Source organism: Emergencia sp., assembly GCF_048465375.1.
Classification (GTDB): Bacteria; Bacillota; Clostridia; order Peptostreptococcales; family Anaerovoracaceae; genus Senimuribacter.
In genome coordinates, this window is record NZ_DBFWLQ010000018.1 from 19,526 (window position 1) to 35,205 (window position 15,680).

A 15,680-nucleotide genomic window follows, 5' to 3' on the forward strand; every position below is an offset into this window, starting at 1 on the left:
TCAGTCTTCTATTTCAACATCAACGACAGTTCATTTTTATCATCACATGTTCCCCTTTAGTGTCACGCTCGCCGTTAAAGGCAAAACCAAAATCCTGGTAAAGCTTTGCCGCCTGATCATTCCCCTCTACGACACTGAGGTAAATCTGCGATTGCTGCGGGTATTCCTTGTGAATTCGCAAAAGCAGTGCCTCCACTGCCTTCCTCCCATAGCCTCTGCCTTGGAACCTTTGGTCGATGAGCAAGCGGTCGAACCACACTCTACCCAACAGATAGCCGTACATGGCGAAGCCGACCATCTGTGTGTCATCGTAAATCGCCACAGGTTTCCACTGTCGCCACACCCTGGCTTCAGCCAAACACTCTTCCACACTCTCCACAAAACCTTCCTGCTCCTCGGCGGTTTCCAGCTGCAATGCTTCATTTTCATTCTTCTCCGTAATTGATTCAATACGGATGTTCATAATTTCACTCCTCTGCTTTTAAAACTGTACTTCTATGATAAACTATCTAGCTGGTGTATAGTCAATATCTGCAGTGTGAAGATTTTGTAAAGAAAATAGGACCTGCAACATGGCAAGTCCCATCTTTTACTAATTTATGCAGTTTCCAATGCGATTTCCATCATCTTCGTAAAGGAATTCTGTCTCTCTTCTGAGCTGCATGACTCTCCTGTTACCATATGATCAGAAATCGTACAGATGCAGAGAGCGTTTTTGCCAGCTCTGGCAGCCTCCATATACAGTGCCGCCGCTTCCATCTCTACTGCTTTGACGCCCATGGCTCTCCACTTGTCATAGTCTCTCGTGCTGTCATAGAAAACGTCCGACGAGAAGATGGTGCCGATATGCGGTGTCACGCCCAAATCTAATGCACATTTCTCTGCCTTCTTCAGAAGCTCGTAGGAGCAGACTGCAGGAATGGACGCGTTGATTTCATACTGTGCCGCCCAGTTGGAGTTGGTCACGCAGGCCATGCCCATGACGATATCCTTTACTTTGACTTCTGGCATCAATCCTCCGGCGGTGCCGATTCTAATGATGTTCTTTACATCATAGAAGTTGAACAGTTCGTGAGAATAAATCCCGATAGCGGGCATCCCCATGCCAGAAGCCATGACAGATACTCTTTTTCCTTTGTAAGTTCCTGTGTAGCCATGAACGCCTCTGACATTGTTGACAAGGACGGCGTCGTCCAGAAAGTTCTCAGCGATAAATTTTGATCTCAGTGGATCGCCCGGCATGAGCACGGTTTCAGCAAAATCTCCCAGCTTTGCCGAAATATGAGGTGTAGGTATATTAGACATTTTTTCAATCTCCTTTAGTTTCAGATTTCTAATTATATATAAGCAGAAAACGCACGATTTGTCAAAGGTTATCTAACGTGCTGGCTTTCCCATTGTACAGGCAGATTGTAGATGGCAGAAGCAGCAAAGACTTTGCTCATCCTGCCCTTCACAAGAGTTCCCTTGCAGTCCGCAAAAGGCTGTACTCGATAAAAGTAGTTTTTCCCGCTTTGAACCGCGTCATCCACGTAATGCCAGTAACCATCTTCTCTCGGTGTAACCCTATCAATCAGAGAAAAGTCGCCGTCTTCACTTTCGCTGCGGTAAACATAGCAGCCATCTGCTTTGCCAGCGTAATTCCAGTAAAACCCTATATCCTTCTCCCCCGATCCCTCCAGCCAGAGGTTCTTTACATCTTGGGGCAGGCCGGCATCTCCCCTGGCAGACCAGGAATATCTTCCGTAGACCTTTTTACCTTTTACGAACTTGTACGCTTTTACTCTGTAGTAATAGGTCGTATTGCTTTTTCGTCCCCTATCCATATAGCTTAATGACGATGGGGATTTCAACGTTTTGACCTTTACAAAAGATTTTCCAGGCAGCCCACGATAAAACTCATAGCCTGCAGCGCCTTTCACCTTGGTCCAGCTGACTTTGGCCGTCCTCTGGCCTGTCGTTTCTGCCTTGATGACCGGACGGCTGGAAAAAGAAACGGCAGAAGCGCCGAAAGCCGACTGGGGCATCAGGGCAAAGGTGATCGCCAAAGCCATCATGATCATCAACAGTTTTTTCTTCATCACAATCTTCTTAAACGTCATAGTCGTCTGTGTAGCGGCCGGTACCGTTCCCATTCATCGTAAGAGAGCCCTCTATGTTCGGAAGCCCTGCAAAGGACACGCTCAGCCCCAGCCAGCAATAGTCGTAATACATCGCCTGATCTTTCGATAGGAACTTCAGATAAACCGTTTCTCCTGGTTTCAGCAAATAATCTTCGGTCATTTTGACAAAGCTCTTTCCATCGGCAGAATAACTGTCCAGGTAGAGAATTGTGCTGCTAGTCCAGTGTGAACTTTCCGTCTCTTTCTGCCCATACCATATGAATCTGCCCTGGTTTTCCGCAAACAAAATCGCTGCCGGCGCGCTCTTCTCCGTCATAGTCAGCTTGTAAACAAAGGTATCTGTCTTCTGACCCGCATGATTCAGATCTTCCACATCGATTCGTACACTGACATTGGATGCCTGGGCGCTTGCCGTATTGCTCCATGGGCTCGTATAGGTTTTGCCGCTGAGTGTCCGGGAAGCCTTTGCCTTATAATAATAGATTTCGTCCTTTTTCAGCCCCTTGTCCAGATAGTACAATTGGCCATCCGCTTTTTTCGCAACGATCTTCTTGTATTTTCCGTTCTTCGCAGTGCTGCGGTAGACTGCAATTTTGTCGTCCTCTGTCTTGCAGTTTCCATAAAGACGTATTCTTCCTTCTCCTGCCGGCCATACAATGACCTCCGGCTGCTTTACGCCTGCCACTTCAGAGACCCAGTCACTCTCCCCATACACGCGCTGCCCGTTTTCATATTTAAATGCGAAGACTTTGTAGCGATAAGATGTATTTTTCTTGCAGCTCTTATCGACAAAACTGGTTTTGGAAGCGCCATACAGCGTCTTAATCCATTTATAATCGTCCTCTGTCCTGCTCCGATAGACTACATAACCTTTTGCGCTTTTGACCGCTTTCCAGCTTACTTTGATCGATGTCTGACTGAGCGCTTTTGCCGTCACCTGCGGCGTACCGACTTTCCCGTCAGGTCCTGGTCTCACATCACCTGCAGCAAAACCAAAGGATGTCGTCAGCATCAAAACTGCGGCCAGTATACCAATCATAACCTTTAAGTTTCTTCTCAAATCCAATCACCTCCCTCATAGTTGACAGAATATTTAGTTATTATATATTGTAACATATTCCCTCCTATACAGCAACTTAACCGGAGTACATTCTTTGTCTTTTTCCATTGGCTCTTTCGGCTATGATCGGATTTTCCCTGCTTTTCCCATTCTAATTTGCTCTTCCATGTGTTAAAATAACTCCAGGAAAACCTCGAAAGGACAACAATACGTATGAAGAAAAAAATCTGCATTTTATATACTGGCGGCACCATCGGCATGGTCCCCACTGAAAACGGCTATGCGCCAAAGAAAGGTTATTTCTACGACGCTATCAAAGCCATCCCCGATATGAACAGCCACGGTATGCCAGAATGGGATATGATCGAGTTCGATCCATTGCTGGATTCGTCCAATATCGCCGTGGAGCAGTGGAACCAGATCGGGCGTGCCATCCGTGATAACTATGAGGCCTACGACGGTTTTGTGGTTCTGCATGGGACAGATACCATGGCATACACCGCTTCTGCCCTGTCCTTCATGCTGGAAGGCCTGGCAAAGCCCGTCATTCTAACCGGCTCACAGATCCCCCTCTGCAAACTGCGCAGTGATGCTCGTGATAATCTGATCACCTCCGTCCTCATCGCAGGAGCAGGCAATGTGAAGGAGGTCTGCCTCTATTTCGGCGGCAAATTGATTCGGGGAAACCGCTCCACAAAATCATCAGCCGACGGGCTCATCGCCTTTGATTCCCCTAACTATCACTTCCTCGCAGAAGCGGGGATTGACATCCGATACAACGTCGCCTCCCTGCTTTCACCGCCACTTGATACCGCATTTCATCTGACAGAATTCAAGCAGGTCTCTATCGGGGTTCTCAAGGTATTTCCGGGAATCCAGTTCAGCCTCTTTGAGTCCATCATGACGGAGAGCCTCAAAGGCATCGTCCTGGAGACCTTTGGCGCGGGAAATATTCCAAGCTACGACGACGCCCTGCTGCCAATTATCAAAAAAGCCTTTGAAAACGGCACCATCATCACCGTCTGTTCCCAGTGCCAGAGCGGCACCGTCACCCTGGGAGCCTATGCAACCAGTTCCGCCCTGACAAAGGCCGGCGCAGTCAGCGGTTACAACATGACCACCGAAGCTGCGGTCGCAAAACTCTACTATCTCTTCAGCCTGGGTCTGCCGCGAGATGAGATCAAGGCCAAGATGGAACAGGACTTAAGAGGGGAACTGACAAGATAAAAAACATCAAAAAATGGGCATCGCTTTGATGTCCACTTTTTATCTACTATCATTTTCTATTCTTTTTCTTTCGGCACTCTGTTGACAATATAGATTCCGCCGCTTACCAGAGCCAGCGCGCCCAGACACTGCAGCCATGGAATGCTCCCTGCTTCCCCCAGAAAAACGGCAGACAGAACGACACCGAAGATCGGAGTCATAAATCCGAATATGGTGACTTTCGACACCGAGTTATATTTCAAAATGATGCCCCAGACCGAATAGGCTACCGCCGAAATCATTGCCAGATACAGCAGCATCAGGTACGCCCCTCCCGAGGCAGCATGCAGACTGCCGCCAGCGGCAGCTCCGATACCCGTCATGATAATGCCGCCCAGCATGAACTGATATCCGCTGATGGTCACCGGGTTCTCTCTCTGTGAATAACCCTTTATGAGTACCGAAGAGAGCGCATAAGCGATGCAAGCCAGCAGCAGAAAGCCTTCTCCATTCCATGCCATGCCGCCGCCCATCTCACCTCCGGATAGATTTACAAGGACAACCCCTGAAAAACCGATGATACACCCTGCAGCTTTTGCACCCGTCAGCTTTTCCTGATGAAAGAAAAGGCTGGCAATCAATATGGAAAAGAACACGTGTGAACCTTCGATAATCGAGCCTTTGACACCGGTGGTGTGAGCCAGCCCGATATAAAAGAACAGATACTGCAGCACGGTCTGACACATGCTGACCTTCGCGATCATCCCCCAGGAAGTTTTTTTCGGCATCAAAAGCCTTCTCTGTGCGATGCTGCTGATCAAAACCACCAGCACGCCTGCGAGAGTAAATCGCACACCGGCAAAGAGGATCTGTGATGCAGTCTGCCGCGAACTGACCTCGAACAGCTCATATCCGATTTTGATGCAGGGAAAAGCGCTTCCCCATAAAAAGCAGCACAACATCGCTAATAAGCAGACGACCCAGGTCTTCGTTAAAATCTTGTTCGTTTCCATTCTATCTACATCCTTTTCTTGAACTCTGAATGAGACTATTATAGCAAAGGCGCTTCAGCTTATCAATCTTTCGCAAGTATCATGCAGGCAAAACAAAAACCTCCAAATGAGACTTCATCCTTTGGAGGTTTTTTCGTGGAGCTCCCGGCCGGGATCGAACCGGCGACCTGCGCGTTACGAATGCGCTGCTCTGCCAACTGAGCCACGGAAGCATATCTTGGGCGACTCATCGCCACCCATCTATATTTATTTAATAATCTCGTAATTACAACCGGTAAAGTTCAAATCGAATCGACAGATTCCCTTGTACTCACAATAAGTGCAGGGAGATTCTTTCGCCGTTTTTTTTGGCGTGATAGAAATCTTTCCGTCAGTTAACTGACGACAGAGTTTCTCAATCTGCTGATCCACAGCCGCCTGCAATTCAGTAAATTCCTCTTCGTTCAGCAGAAATCCTTCTGATGTAGCCTTGACACCTTCTTTACCCTTACGCAGCGGAACAATGTCAGAATACCCTTCGAACTCGCCAGCAATGTCGCCGATAACCTGCGTATCGTTAACCATTATACCATTTAATCGGAAAAATTTTCTTATTTCCTTTAAGATTTTATCAGAAATTTTTTCTTTGTCAACCCCTGTCAGGTCAACTCTTGGATCACCGATCAAAAAGTAAAATACGCCGGCTGGTTTTCGTTCCTTTTCCTGCGCCGCTTTTAAGTATAACATAAGTTGCAGACGATATCCACCCCTAGCTTCTTCTGTATCAAAATTTTCTTTCCCCGTCTTGTAGTCGATAATTTTGACGCGCTCCTGATCCAGAACATCCAGTCTGTCAATCTTGCCTTCGATGTAGACCTTTTCATCGCCGCAGTCAATTTCAATTGGGGGAATCAGCTGTTCTTTTCCAAATGGCACTTCGTAGAGACTTTCTTTAATCCGTCCGGATCTGACCTGCTCTACCAACGCCCAGCACACATAAAAGCAGGTATCCTCAATACGCTTCGACTTATACAGCTCTTCATTGCTGAAATGGAAGACGCCTTCCCTGTAATCGGCAGTTTCTTTCCCTACAACTTCCGCAACAAAGTTCCTGCATTCTTCTTCTGAAACCGTCTCCCACGCGGCTTCTCTCGTCAGTTTCTCAGACAGTTTCATGAGGCACTTGTGATAGATGTCCCCGATTTCCCGGCCAGCCGCTTCAAAAATGCGCCGTTCTTCCGGGCGCAGTCCGTAAGCCACAAAATGGGAAAACGGGCAGCGGCTGAACCGCTCCAGCCTGGACGGGCTCAGCGTCAGATCCTTCTTTCCCTCTCTTACGTACAGATCTCTCATCAGCTGGCTATTTATATTGCGCTGCTCATTAGTAAACTCCAAGCCTTTTCTAACCTTATCAAGATCCGATTTATCGTTGGCGGAAAACCACTCCATGACAGGTTTCCAGCCTCCATCTATCTTCTCACCTTTTTTGGCCGTCTGTAAGGCTGCTGTCAAATGGCGCAAAGTGCTCAGTCTGCCTCCCACTAAATTTCTGATTTCCTGAGAATTTAAAACATCATTTTCCACTGCCAGTCCAGGGAAAATCCGTCTCAAATTATCTATAATTTCAGATGGACGTGTTTCCTTACCCTCTTCGTCACTGGCGGAATAGCTGATCCACAGATAGTCAGAAGGCTTTGAAAGATTGCGGTAAATGGCCAGCTTCTCTTCCAGGACGCGAATGCGATCCACCTTGCAGATTTCTTTCCCCGACTCGGCTAAATAGTCCAGTTCTTCCAGACTAAAGAGTCCTTCCTCTGGTGCGCCGGATGGCAGTACACCTTCGTTAGCACCGATGACCACTGCTGCTTTTACCTGTCCGCTCCTCGTTCGCTGCATCGTCCCCATCAAAATATCATCAGATGTCGGGGGCAGCACGCCCACTTCCAGTTCAGAAAGGCCCGTAATGAGCACGTTTGCAAACTCCTTTCCATCAAAAAGATCTTCGCCCGTCAACTCTGCTAACTGGTCAAAGAGCCCTACGATCTGCCCCCAGATTTGGGAAGTCTCCTCTGCCAGGTCCAGCATACCCTGCTCCTCCTGTTCAGCAATCAGTGTCAGAATCTTCTCACCCATGCCCACAGATTCCATCAGAAAATCGTAATAAGCTTCTATGAATTGCTGATTGTCTTTTGCTCTTCGGTAAATCACCTCAAACCCGTCAAAGAGTTCCATCACTCCTTCGCGAATATGGTTGATGTGTGTCAGACCGTCATCCCCGTACTCCATCTGACCTTTTATAAAAGTCTTTTTCCACATGGAGCCTTTTACTCGATACTTGATGGCATAGTTTTCAAGCAGTTCGATATCTTCTGCAGACAGACGAGTGAAACCGGTCTTCAGCACCTTAAAAATATCCGCCGTCCGATAGCGGTACGCGACTGTTTCAATCAATGAAACGACAAAGATAGCAATCGGCGATGCCAAAATGCTCCGTTTCTTATCGTCAAACAGGCTGATGCCGCACTCATCAAAAATCCGACTGATGATAGAACCCCGCACTGCCTGGTCATTACAGATGACCACGATATCCCGATAGCGAAAGCCCTTATCGCGCAGCAGGTGTAAAATAAAGGCGGCCGCCGACTCCGCTTCATTGTACATGTTGGCAGCTTTCACCAAGGTAATGCCCTTGTGTTCATTCGACTTGCGAATTCCCACAGCGAACAACTCTTGTTCCAAGGTTTTGATAGCGGGTTTCTTCTGGCTTACATATCTGCCCGCGACTTGCAGTCTTTGATGGCGAATTCCGAACAAATCCGCCTGTTTCATCAGATTCTCCATGACGATACCCGTCAGCTGAAAGATTTCTTCATCACGACAGTTCTGGTCATAGGTCAAAAAGACGTTGACATTCTCTGACGCAGCCATCAGATGTCCCAATACATCCAGAGACTTGGGCGCGAAGCTGTCAAAGCCATAGACCCATATATTTGCACCCTTCACCATAGCCGATGAGCTGATTTTTTCGGTATATAGACTGATATAATCCTCTGAATCCGTATATTTTCCAGCGATGCGCTCCTCATATTCTGCAAAAATCAGCTGTAAATCAGTAATTTTTTTTTTCAAAAGGCTGTCTTCTTCCAGATGATCTGCCAGCTGTGCCAGATCCTCCGGTGATGCGTTATACTGTTTCATCTCTGAAATGAAGTTATTGGCCATTTCGATGAACGAATTCTTCCGCCGAGTATCTTTAAACACCTGCAGTTCTTCCTCAACCCTGGCCGCAATCTGCGAGAGAAGCATATGTCGTCCGTACTTATCGATAAAGGTTTTCTGACCGCCGCCTTGTTCTGCCAGCAATTTAAATCCCAGGCGAGACATACTGACGATTTCCACGTCTATAAGTCCTCGTACCTGAAGAAAATGGAAGGCTTGTTTTTCCGCTTCTAATGTATATTGATCCGGCACGATGACCAAAGTCCGCATCTGCTTTTTCGCTATCTGTTCATATATAAATCGCTCTTTGTCGATACTTTCTCTACCGTAAAAGATGTTCAGCATGAAATCTCCTTCACATCTAAATAATATTCAGCAGCTCTCCTGCTGTTTTGATGGTAAAATCCGGACCGTCCGGACCGTCCAGCTCTTCGCGGCTGACTGCAATGGCCCAGTCTACTAAAACCGCTTTGACACCGGCGTTATGAGCGCATTTGATATCGAACATGCTGTCACCGACCATAATCGCTTCCTCGGGCTGAATGCCGAAATGGGCCAAAGAAATCAACACTGGCTCTGGATCGGGTTTATGCTTGCTGGTATCGTCACAGGTGACGATATCGTCGATATAAGGCACCAAACCAAATTTCTCAAGGCCTTGCATGGTGGTATTGCGCATGCGGGAAGTGACGATTCCTACTCTGTAGTTCTTCTCTTTTAGGTCTTTAATCAGCTGATCCATGCCCTCGAAGGGGGCAATCATCTCTTCGAAGTGATTTACTTGATACCCTCGGTAAATCGCAATGGCTTCATCCACTGGTGTTTCAGGAAAGGCTTTCTCCATACTCAGGGCCAGCGGCTCACCAAAGGTCTTGACAATCTCCGCTTCAGGCGCTTCACTCCCAAGCAGGGTTTTATATGTATGCTGCCAGGAATTGATGACGACTCCATTGGTATCGGCTACGGTTCCATCAAAATCAAAAATGACTGTGTTAATTGACATTGTATCCTCTTTCTCTATCAAAACTTCATAGTAAGGGCGACTTTCTGTTTATCGTGATCGATACTGAGAATTTTCACCTTTACAGTATCCCCAACGGACACTACGTCCATGGGATGTTTTACGTATTTATTGCTCAGCTGAGAAATATGCACCAAACCATCCTGTTTGACGCCGATATCGACAAAGGCGCCGAAGTCCACTACATTTCTCACGGTTCCTGTCATTTCCATGTCCACTTTCAAATCTTCGAAGCTTCTCACGTCGTTTCTAAAGATAACCGGCGGTGCGTCCTCTCTCGGGTCTCTGGCCGGCTTCTTCATTTCCGCGATAATATCACTCAGAGTCATCTCGCCGATACCGATGTCTTCTGCCATCTTCTTGATGCTCTCAGACAACTTCTTCGCAGGATAAGCCTGCCAGATTTTTTCGTCGATATCTTTCGCACCGCCCTTGGCAATGTCCTCTTTGCTGATGCCGATTTTCTTCATCATTTCCTCGGCTGCTTTATACGATTCTGGATGAACAGACGTACTGTCCAGCGGTTCTTTGCCGTCTGCAATTCTCATGAAGCCTGCACACTGTTTGAACGCCTTCTCCCCCAGCTTAGATACCTTCATCAGTTCCTTACGGTTATCGAACCGGCCCTTCTCTTCTCTATATGCGACGATATTTTTCGCTATACCCATGTTGACGCCGGCGATATAGGACAACAGGGACGGTGACGCCGTATTCAGATCTACGCCTACCCTGTTCACACAGTCTTCCACCACGTTTGTCAGCGCGCTGTCCAGTTGTTTTTGGTTGATATCGTGCTGATACTGGCCTACGCCGATATGTTTGGGATCAATTTTGACCAGTTCCGCCAAAGGGTCCTGCAGTCTTCTGCCCAGAGACATGGCGCCTCTTGTCGTGACGTCCAGATCAGGATATTCTTCCGTAGCCAGCTTTGATGCCGAATAAACGGAAGCGCCTGCTTCGTTGACGATGGTATACTGAATGTCATAGTCGTGTTTCTTGAGGAAGTTAGAAACGACTTCTTCTGTTTCTCTGGAAGCTGTTCCATTTCCGATGACGATAATATCACAGCCGAATTTCTCGATAATCTTCTGCAGGGTACGCTCTGTTCCTGCAATATCGTTCTTTGGCTGGGTCGGGTAAATCGTCGTATAGGCAGTCAGCTTCCCTGTCTCGTTGAGGGCTGCTACCTTACAGCCAGTTCTGTAACCTGGGTCGATACTGATAACTTTCTTCCCCTTGACAGGCGGTACCATCAAAAGCTTCTCCGTGTTCTTGGCAAAAACTTTGACCGCATCGGTCTCTGCCCGCTCTGTCAAAATGTTTCTCATCTCTCGCTCTACAGATGGTGCAATCAACCGTTTATACGCGTCAGAGATGGTGTCCTGCAGCAGTTCCGTGAAAATGGATTTGCCGCGGATGACTTGCCTCTCGATGAGTCCCGTAATCTCCTCACTATCGACGGTCACTTTGACCTTCAGCTTTTTCTCTTTTTCCCCTCTGTTTACAGCTAATACGCGGTGATTAGGCATCTTGGCGATAGCCTCACTGCTGCCGTAATACATGTCATAGACGGTTTTCTCTTCCGGATCCACCGCCTCTGTGGCGATCTGTCCTTTGTCATAGGTCTTTTCACGAATTTTCTCCGTCAGATCTGCATCGTCTGCAATCATCTCCGCGATGATATCCATAGCGCCCTGAACAGCTTCTTCGGCAGTTTCCACACCCTTTTCCGGATTTATAAAGGCTGCGGCCTCGTCCTCCGGCGTTCCTTCTTTCTTTTGCTGCGCATAGAAAATCATAGCCAAAGGTTCGAGGCCCTTTTCTTTCGCTTTAGATGCACGGGTTGCTTTTTTCTGTTTAAATGGTTTATATAAGTCTTCCACCCTCTGCAGAACTTCCGCTTTCTCGATTTCCCCTCTCAGTTGGTCGGTCAGCTTGCCCTGCTCGTCGATTAGTCTGACAACTTCTTCTTTTCTTGTTTCTAAGTTCCGCAGGTATTGCAGCCTCTCATCCAAGTCTCTCAAAGTGACATCAGAAAGTCCGCCTGTCACTTCTTTACGGTAACGGGCGATGAAGGGAATGGTATTCCCCTCGTCAATCAATTCTACCGTATGTTCCACCTGGGAGGTTTTGATCTTAAATTCACCTGCTAATTTTTCTATGATGTTCATATTTTAATTGTCCTTCTGTTTCAGTTTTTCGTTGATAAAATAGTCGATGTCGCCGTCCATCACCGCATTGACGTTGCCCACCTCTGCACCGGTTCTGTGGTCTTTGACCATGGTGTACGGCTGGAATACATAGGATCTGATCTGGGAGCCCCATGTAATCAACGAAAAGTCCCCTTTCAATTCTTTTAGGTTTTCTTTGTGTTCCTGTTCTTTCAGCTCCATCAGTCTTGACATCAAAATCTTCATGGCCATCTCTTTGTTCTGATGTTGGCTGCGCTCGTTCTGGCAGGTTACTACGATATGGGTCGGCAGATGAGTAATTCTGATAGCCGAGTCTGTCTTGTTGACGTGCTGACCGCCTGCACCGCTGCTTCTGTATGTGTCGATACGCAGATCTTCTGGATCGATCTCGATGGACATGTCGTCTTCAATTTCCGGCATCACTTCCAGCGCTGCAAAAGAGGTCTGTCTCTTTCCTGCCGCGTTAAACGGAGAGATTCGCACCAGGCGGTGAACGCCTTTCTCATTTCTCAGATAGCCGTAGGCATTTTCACCTTCGATGATCAAAGTAGCGCTCTTGATACCCGCTTCTGTATCATCTTGCAAATCGACCAAAGTCACCTTGTAGCCCTTCTTCTCCGCCCATCTCGTGTACATACGAAGCAGCATTTCGGCCCAGTCCATGGCATCAACACCGCCAGTACCCGCATGAATGGAAATAATCGCATTATTGTGATCGTACTTGCCGTCAAGAAGCGTATCCAGTTTCAGTTCTTCCAGTTCCTTCGTCAGTATCTCAAAACTCTTGACGATGGCGTCAGCCTCTTCCTCGTCTTCCATCTCTTCTGCCAGTTCGATCAATTCACCAATATCGTCAAAGCCTGTCTCTAGTTTCTGATATTTTTCTACTTTTAGTTCCAGGCTCTTTTTCTTCTTTAATAATGTCTGCGCCTTCTCTGGGTCATCCCAGAAGCCAGCCTTCTCTGTTTCTTTGGTAAGCTCTTCTAATTTCCCTCTCAGACCAGCCAGGTCAAAGGGACCCACCTACCTCTATGAGATTTGCCTTTGCTCCAGGCAGATCACTTTTTATCTGATCCAATTGAATCATCTTCTCACTCCCTTTTTTATAAATTTTGTACCCTATCATCTTACCACAAAAGCGCCTCCCAGTAAAATAAATGTTCTGTGACGTTTTGCAGATGATGGTTATGTACCGCAGTCCTCTTTTGAGGTCATACTGTCCGCAACCGCTCTATCTGAAAAAAATGTGCCAAACATTTCTCGGTAAGCTGGTCGTCTGCGGACTGCAAATGGCTGATTGGGGCTTAATCCGGTCCGCAATTCCATCCGGCTGAAAAAATGTTCAGCACATCTTTTGCGTACTGAGTGATTGCGGACTGCAAATGGCCGATTGGGGCCTAATTTAGTCCGCAATTCCCTTCGGCTGAAAAAATGTTCAGCACTTCTTTTGCGTACTGAGTGATTGCGGACTGCCATACATTATACAATTTTCGTTGCATCTGCAACATACATTTATTTAGCCTCGCTGTATACTCAGATCAAATCATAGAAAAATTGGAAGGGGATATAACTTTATGAATCGGAAAATGTTTTGTTTTCAATGTGAACAGACTGCTAGCTGCAGTGGATGCACTGGGAATATCGGTGTCTGTGGAAAGACCGCAGAGACCGCTGCACTCCAAGATCAATTGACTGGTGCTTTAATCGGCTTAGCCCGCGCCTGTAGCAGCAACCAAAAGACGGCTGACACAGACAGGCTGATTTTAGAAGGGCTGTTTACCACAATCACCAACGTAAACTTTCACGACAAAACCATAAAAAAACTGATTGACGATGTAAACGAAGAAAAGAATCGCATCGCCCCAGGATGCACAGCATGTGCCTCACCATGCGGAAATACAGATTATTATGATATGAACCGTCTATGGGATGGGCCAGAAGATATTCGCTCTCTTAAATCACTGATTCTGTTTGGAATCCGTGGTATGGCTGCCTATGCCTATCACGCCATGATTCTGGGTTATACCAGTGACAAAGTAAACAACTTCTTTTATAAAGCACTCTACGTCCTGGCCGAGGACTGGGAAATGGATGAATTGCTTCCCGTAGTTATGGAGGTGGGTGAAGTAAATCTTGCCTGCATGGAACTTTTAGATCGAGCAAACCGTGAGACCTTTGGCACACCGGAGCCGGCAACTGTGCCGCTTCATGTAGAGAAAGGCCCATTTATCGTAATTACCGGCCACGATCTGTACGACCTGAAGCTTCTGTTGGAGCAGACCGCGGATAAGGGCATCAACATCTACACTCATGGCGAAATGCTGCCCGCCCACTCTTACCCTGAACTAAAAAAATATGCCCATCTCAAGGGCAACTTTGGTACGGCATGGCAGAACCAGCAGAAAGAATTTGCCGATCTTCCGGCACCGATTCTCTTCACCACCAACTGCCTGATGCCAGTGAAGCCGTCCTATGCAGATCGAGTCTTCACTACAGAAGTCGTCTCTTACCCAGAAATGGTGCACATCGGCGAGGATCGGGATTTTACGCCAGTTATAGAAAAGGCGCTGGCCCTGGGCGGCTTTGCCGAAGACACTGCTTTCACAGGAATCAACGGCGGTACATCTGTCACTACAGGCTTTGGCCACAACGCAATTCTTGCAGTTGCAGAGCAAGTCGTCAATGCGGTAAAGGCAGGCAAAATCCGCCATTTCTTTCTTGTCGGCGGCTGCGACGGCGCCCGGCCTGGCAGAAATTACTACACAGAGTTCGTCAAAGCAACACCAGCAGATACTTTGATCCTTACGCTTGCCTGCGGAAAATACAGATTTAATGACTTGGATCTGGGTACCGTTGACGGACTGCCAAGACTGATGGATATGGGGCAGTGTAACGACGCATATGGAGCTATTAAAGTGGCAGTGGCTCTCGCTGAAGCCTTAGGCTGCCAGGTAGGCGAGCTGCCTCTTTCCATGGTTCTCTCCTGGTATGAACAAAAGGCGGTCTGCATCCTGCTGACATTGCTCCATCTGGGCATCAAAGGCATCCGCCTGGGACCCACATTGCCAGCGTTTATCTCACCAAATGTACTGCAGTTCCTTGTAGATCACTATCACATCGCACCGATTAGCACTCCAGAAGAGGATTTAAAAACCCTTCTCGAAGAATAAGGAAACTCATGGAAAAGCGACACAGTCATCACTGCGTCGCTTTTGCTATCCTTCATTGCCTATTGCCTAATCTGCAAAACACCTCTCTTCAGATGCATCACTACATCTGCCTGCTTTGCCACTTCATTAGAATGTGTCACCACAACGACACATTTGTCCAGCTGATGTGCGCTTTCTTTGAGAATCTCCACAATACCTGCCGCAGTATCTTCATCCAGATTACCTGTGGGCTCATCTGCGAGAACGACAGGCGCCTCAGAAGCCAAGGCTCTGGCAAGCGCAGCTCGCTGCTGTTGCCCGCCTGACAATTTTAAGACATTACGTTTTGCCTCTTCTTCGGTCAATCCGACCTTCTCCAGCACTGACAGAGGCGGCTGTTCCGAGGTCAATGCCACATTCTCCAGCGGTGTCAGGTAATCGATCAAATTATAGCTCTGAAAGACGAAAGAAACATGCTCTCTGCGATGTCTGATCAGACCAGCTTTCTCAATATCCTCTCCCATAAAGTAAATCCTGCCGCTTTCCGGGCTGTCAAGGCCTCCCAATAGGGACAGCAATGTGGTTTTTCCGCAGCCAGACGGTCCCACAATAGCGTACAGCTTTCCTGTTTCTAACTCTGCTGAAATACCGCGCAAAACGGGTTTCCCCTGATGATAAGTGTATTTGACGTCTCTGGTTTTCAATATTATCATGTTTT

General features: G+C 47.5%; 12 protein-coding genes and 1 tRNA gene. 2 read left to right on the plus strand and 11 right to left on the minus strand.

From position 1 onward, the window contains the following. Nucleotides 1-19 precede the first annotated feature (19 nt). From ACMQ5W_RS12125 to ACMQ5W_RS12140, 4 genes are all read right to left on the minus strand, one after another. The gene (locus tag ACMQ5W_RS12125) at nt 20-463 is read right to left on the minus strand and encodes a GNAT family N-acetyltransferase (RefSeq protein WP_419025389.1); all 444 of its coding nucleotides are present in this window, start codon (nt 461-463) and stop codon (nt 20-22) included. A 134-nt stretch (nt 464-597) separates the two neighbouring features. Further along, a complete protein-coding gene (gene deoD, locus ACMQ5W_RS12130; RefSeq protein ID WP_419025390.1) occupies nt 598-1,305 on the minus strand; it encodes a purine-nucleoside phosphorylase in 708 nt (235 codons plus the stop codon). Between the two features lie 68 nt (nt 1,306-1,373). Further along, nucleotides 1,374-2,135, minus strand: a complete 762-nt coding sequence (locus tag ACMQ5W_RS12135; RefSeq protein WP_419025391.1) for a fibronectin type III domain-containing protein — start codon at nt 2,133-2,135, stop codon at nt 1,374-1,376. Further along, nucleotides 2,092-3,183: a hypothetical protein gene (locus tag ACMQ5W_RS12140; protein WP_419025392.1), complete on the minus strand. Its 1,092-nt coding sequence runs from the start codon at nt 3,181-3,183 to the stop codon at nt 2,092-2,094. The genes ACMQ5W_RS12135 and ACMQ5W_RS12140 overlap by 44 nt, the downstream gene beginning before the upstream one ends. A gap of 213 nt (nt 3,184-3,396) precedes the next feature. On the opposite strand from ACMQ5W_RS12140, the gene ansA reads away from it, so the two are divergent. Then, the gene (gene ansA, locus ACMQ5W_RS12145) at nt 3,397-4,410 is read left to right on the plus strand and encodes an asparaginase (protein ID WP_419025393.1); all 1,014 of its coding nucleotides are present in this window, start codon (nt 3,397-3,399) and stop codon (nt 4,408-4,410) included. A 56-nt stretch (nt 4,411-4,466) separates the two neighbouring features. Here the strand turns inward: ansA and ACMQ5W_RS12150 are convergent, their stop codons facing one another. The 6 genes from ACMQ5W_RS12150 to prfB form a co-directional block, all read right to left on the minus strand. Continuing rightward, nucleotides 4,467-5,402, minus strand: coding sequence for a DMT family transporter (locus ACMQ5W_RS12150; protein ID WP_419025394.1), 936 nt, complete (start codon nt 5,400-5,402; stop codon nt 4,467-4,469). A 136-nt stretch (nt 5,403-5,538) separates the two neighbouring features. Beyond that, a tRNA-Thr gene (locus ACMQ5W_RS12155) sits at nt 5,539-5,614 on the minus strand. Between the two features lie 34 nt (nt 5,615-5,648). Beyond that, nucleotides 5,649-8,945, minus strand: coding sequence for a PD-(D/E)XK nuclease family protein (locus ACMQ5W_RS12160; protein WP_419025395.1), 3,297 nt, complete (start codon nt 8,943-8,945; stop codon nt 5,649-5,651). A 16-nt stretch (nt 8,946-8,961) separates the two neighbouring features. Further along, a complete protein-coding gene (locus tag ACMQ5W_RS12165) occupies nt 8,962-9,603 on the minus strand; it encodes an HAD-IA family hydrolase (RefSeq protein ID WP_419025396.1) in 642 nt (213 codons plus the stop codon). A 17-nt stretch (nt 9,604-9,620) separates the two neighbouring features. Continuing rightward, the gene (locus ACMQ5W_RS12170) at nt 9,621-11,792 is read right to left on the minus strand and encodes a Tex family protein (protein ID WP_419025397.1); all 2,172 of its coding nucleotides are present in this window, start codon (nt 11,790-11,792) and stop codon (nt 9,621-9,623) included. 3 nt (nt 11,793-11,795) lie between these two features. Then, nucleotides 11,796-12,900 (minus strand): peptide chain release factor 2 gene (gene prfB, locus ACMQ5W_RS12175; RefSeq protein ID WP_419025398.1). Its coding sequence is split into 2 segments (ribosomal slippage): nt 11,796-12,824 and nt 12,826-12,900, totalling 1,104 coding nucleotides; the frame shifts between segments, so codons are not numbered across the junction. A gap of 487 nt (nt 12,901-13,387) precedes the next feature. Here prfB and hcp point away from each other — a divergent pair. Beyond that, nucleotides 13,388-14,983, plus strand: coding sequence for a hydroxylamine reductase (gene hcp / locus ACMQ5W_RS12180; protein ID WP_419025399.1), 1,596 nt, complete (start codon nt 13,388-13,390; stop codon nt 14,981-14,983). Between the two features lie 59 nt (nt 14,984-15,042). Here hcp and ACMQ5W_RS12185 read toward each other — a convergent pair whose 3' ends face one another. Then, nucleotides 15,043-15,675, minus strand: a complete 633-nt coding sequence (locus tag ACMQ5W_RS12185) for an ATP-binding cassette domain-containing protein (protein WP_419025400.1) — start codon at nt 15,673-15,675, stop codon at nt 15,043-15,045. Nucleotides 15,676-15,680: the final 5 nt, after the last annotated feature.

Coding starts and splice junctions, on each gene's coding strand:
- deoD (WP_419025390.1), bottom strand. CDS start 1,305: ATGTCTAATATACCTACACCTCATATTTCGGCAAAGCTGGGAGATTTT.
- ACMQ5W_RS12135 (WP_419025391.1), bottom strand. CDS start 2,135: ATGGGAACGGTACCGGCCGCTACACAGACGACTATGACGTTTAAGAAG.
- ACMQ5W_RS12160 (WP_419025395.1), bottom strand. CDS start 8,945: ATGCTGAACATCTTTTACGGTAGAGAAAGTATCGACAAAGAGCGATTT.
- ansA (WP_419025393.1), top strand. CDS start 3,397: ATGAAGAAAAAAATCTGCATTTTATATACTGGCGGCACCATCGGCATG.
- ACMQ5W_RS12125 (WP_419025389.1), bottom strand. CDS start 463: ATGAACATCCGTATTGAATCAATTACGGAGAAGAATGAAAATGAAGCA.
- ACMQ5W_RS12170 (WP_419025397.1), bottom strand. CDS start 11,792: ATGAACATCATAGAAAAATTAGCAGGTGAATTTAAGATCAAAACCTCC.
- ACMQ5W_RS12185 (WP_419025400.1), bottom strand. CDS start 15,675: ATGATAATATTGAAAACCAGAGACGTCAAATACACTTATCATCAGGGG.
- hcp (WP_419025399.1), top strand. CDS start 13,388: ATGAATCGGAAAATGTTTTGTTTTCAATGTGAACAGACTGCTAGCTGC.
- ACMQ5W_RS12165 (WP_419025396.1), bottom strand. CDS start 9,603: ATGTCAATTAACACAGTCATTTTTGATTTTGATGGAACCGTAGCCGAT.
- ACMQ5W_RS12150 (WP_419025394.1), bottom strand. CDS start 5,402: ATGGAAACGAACAAGATTTTAACGAAGACCTGGGTCGTCTGCTTATTA.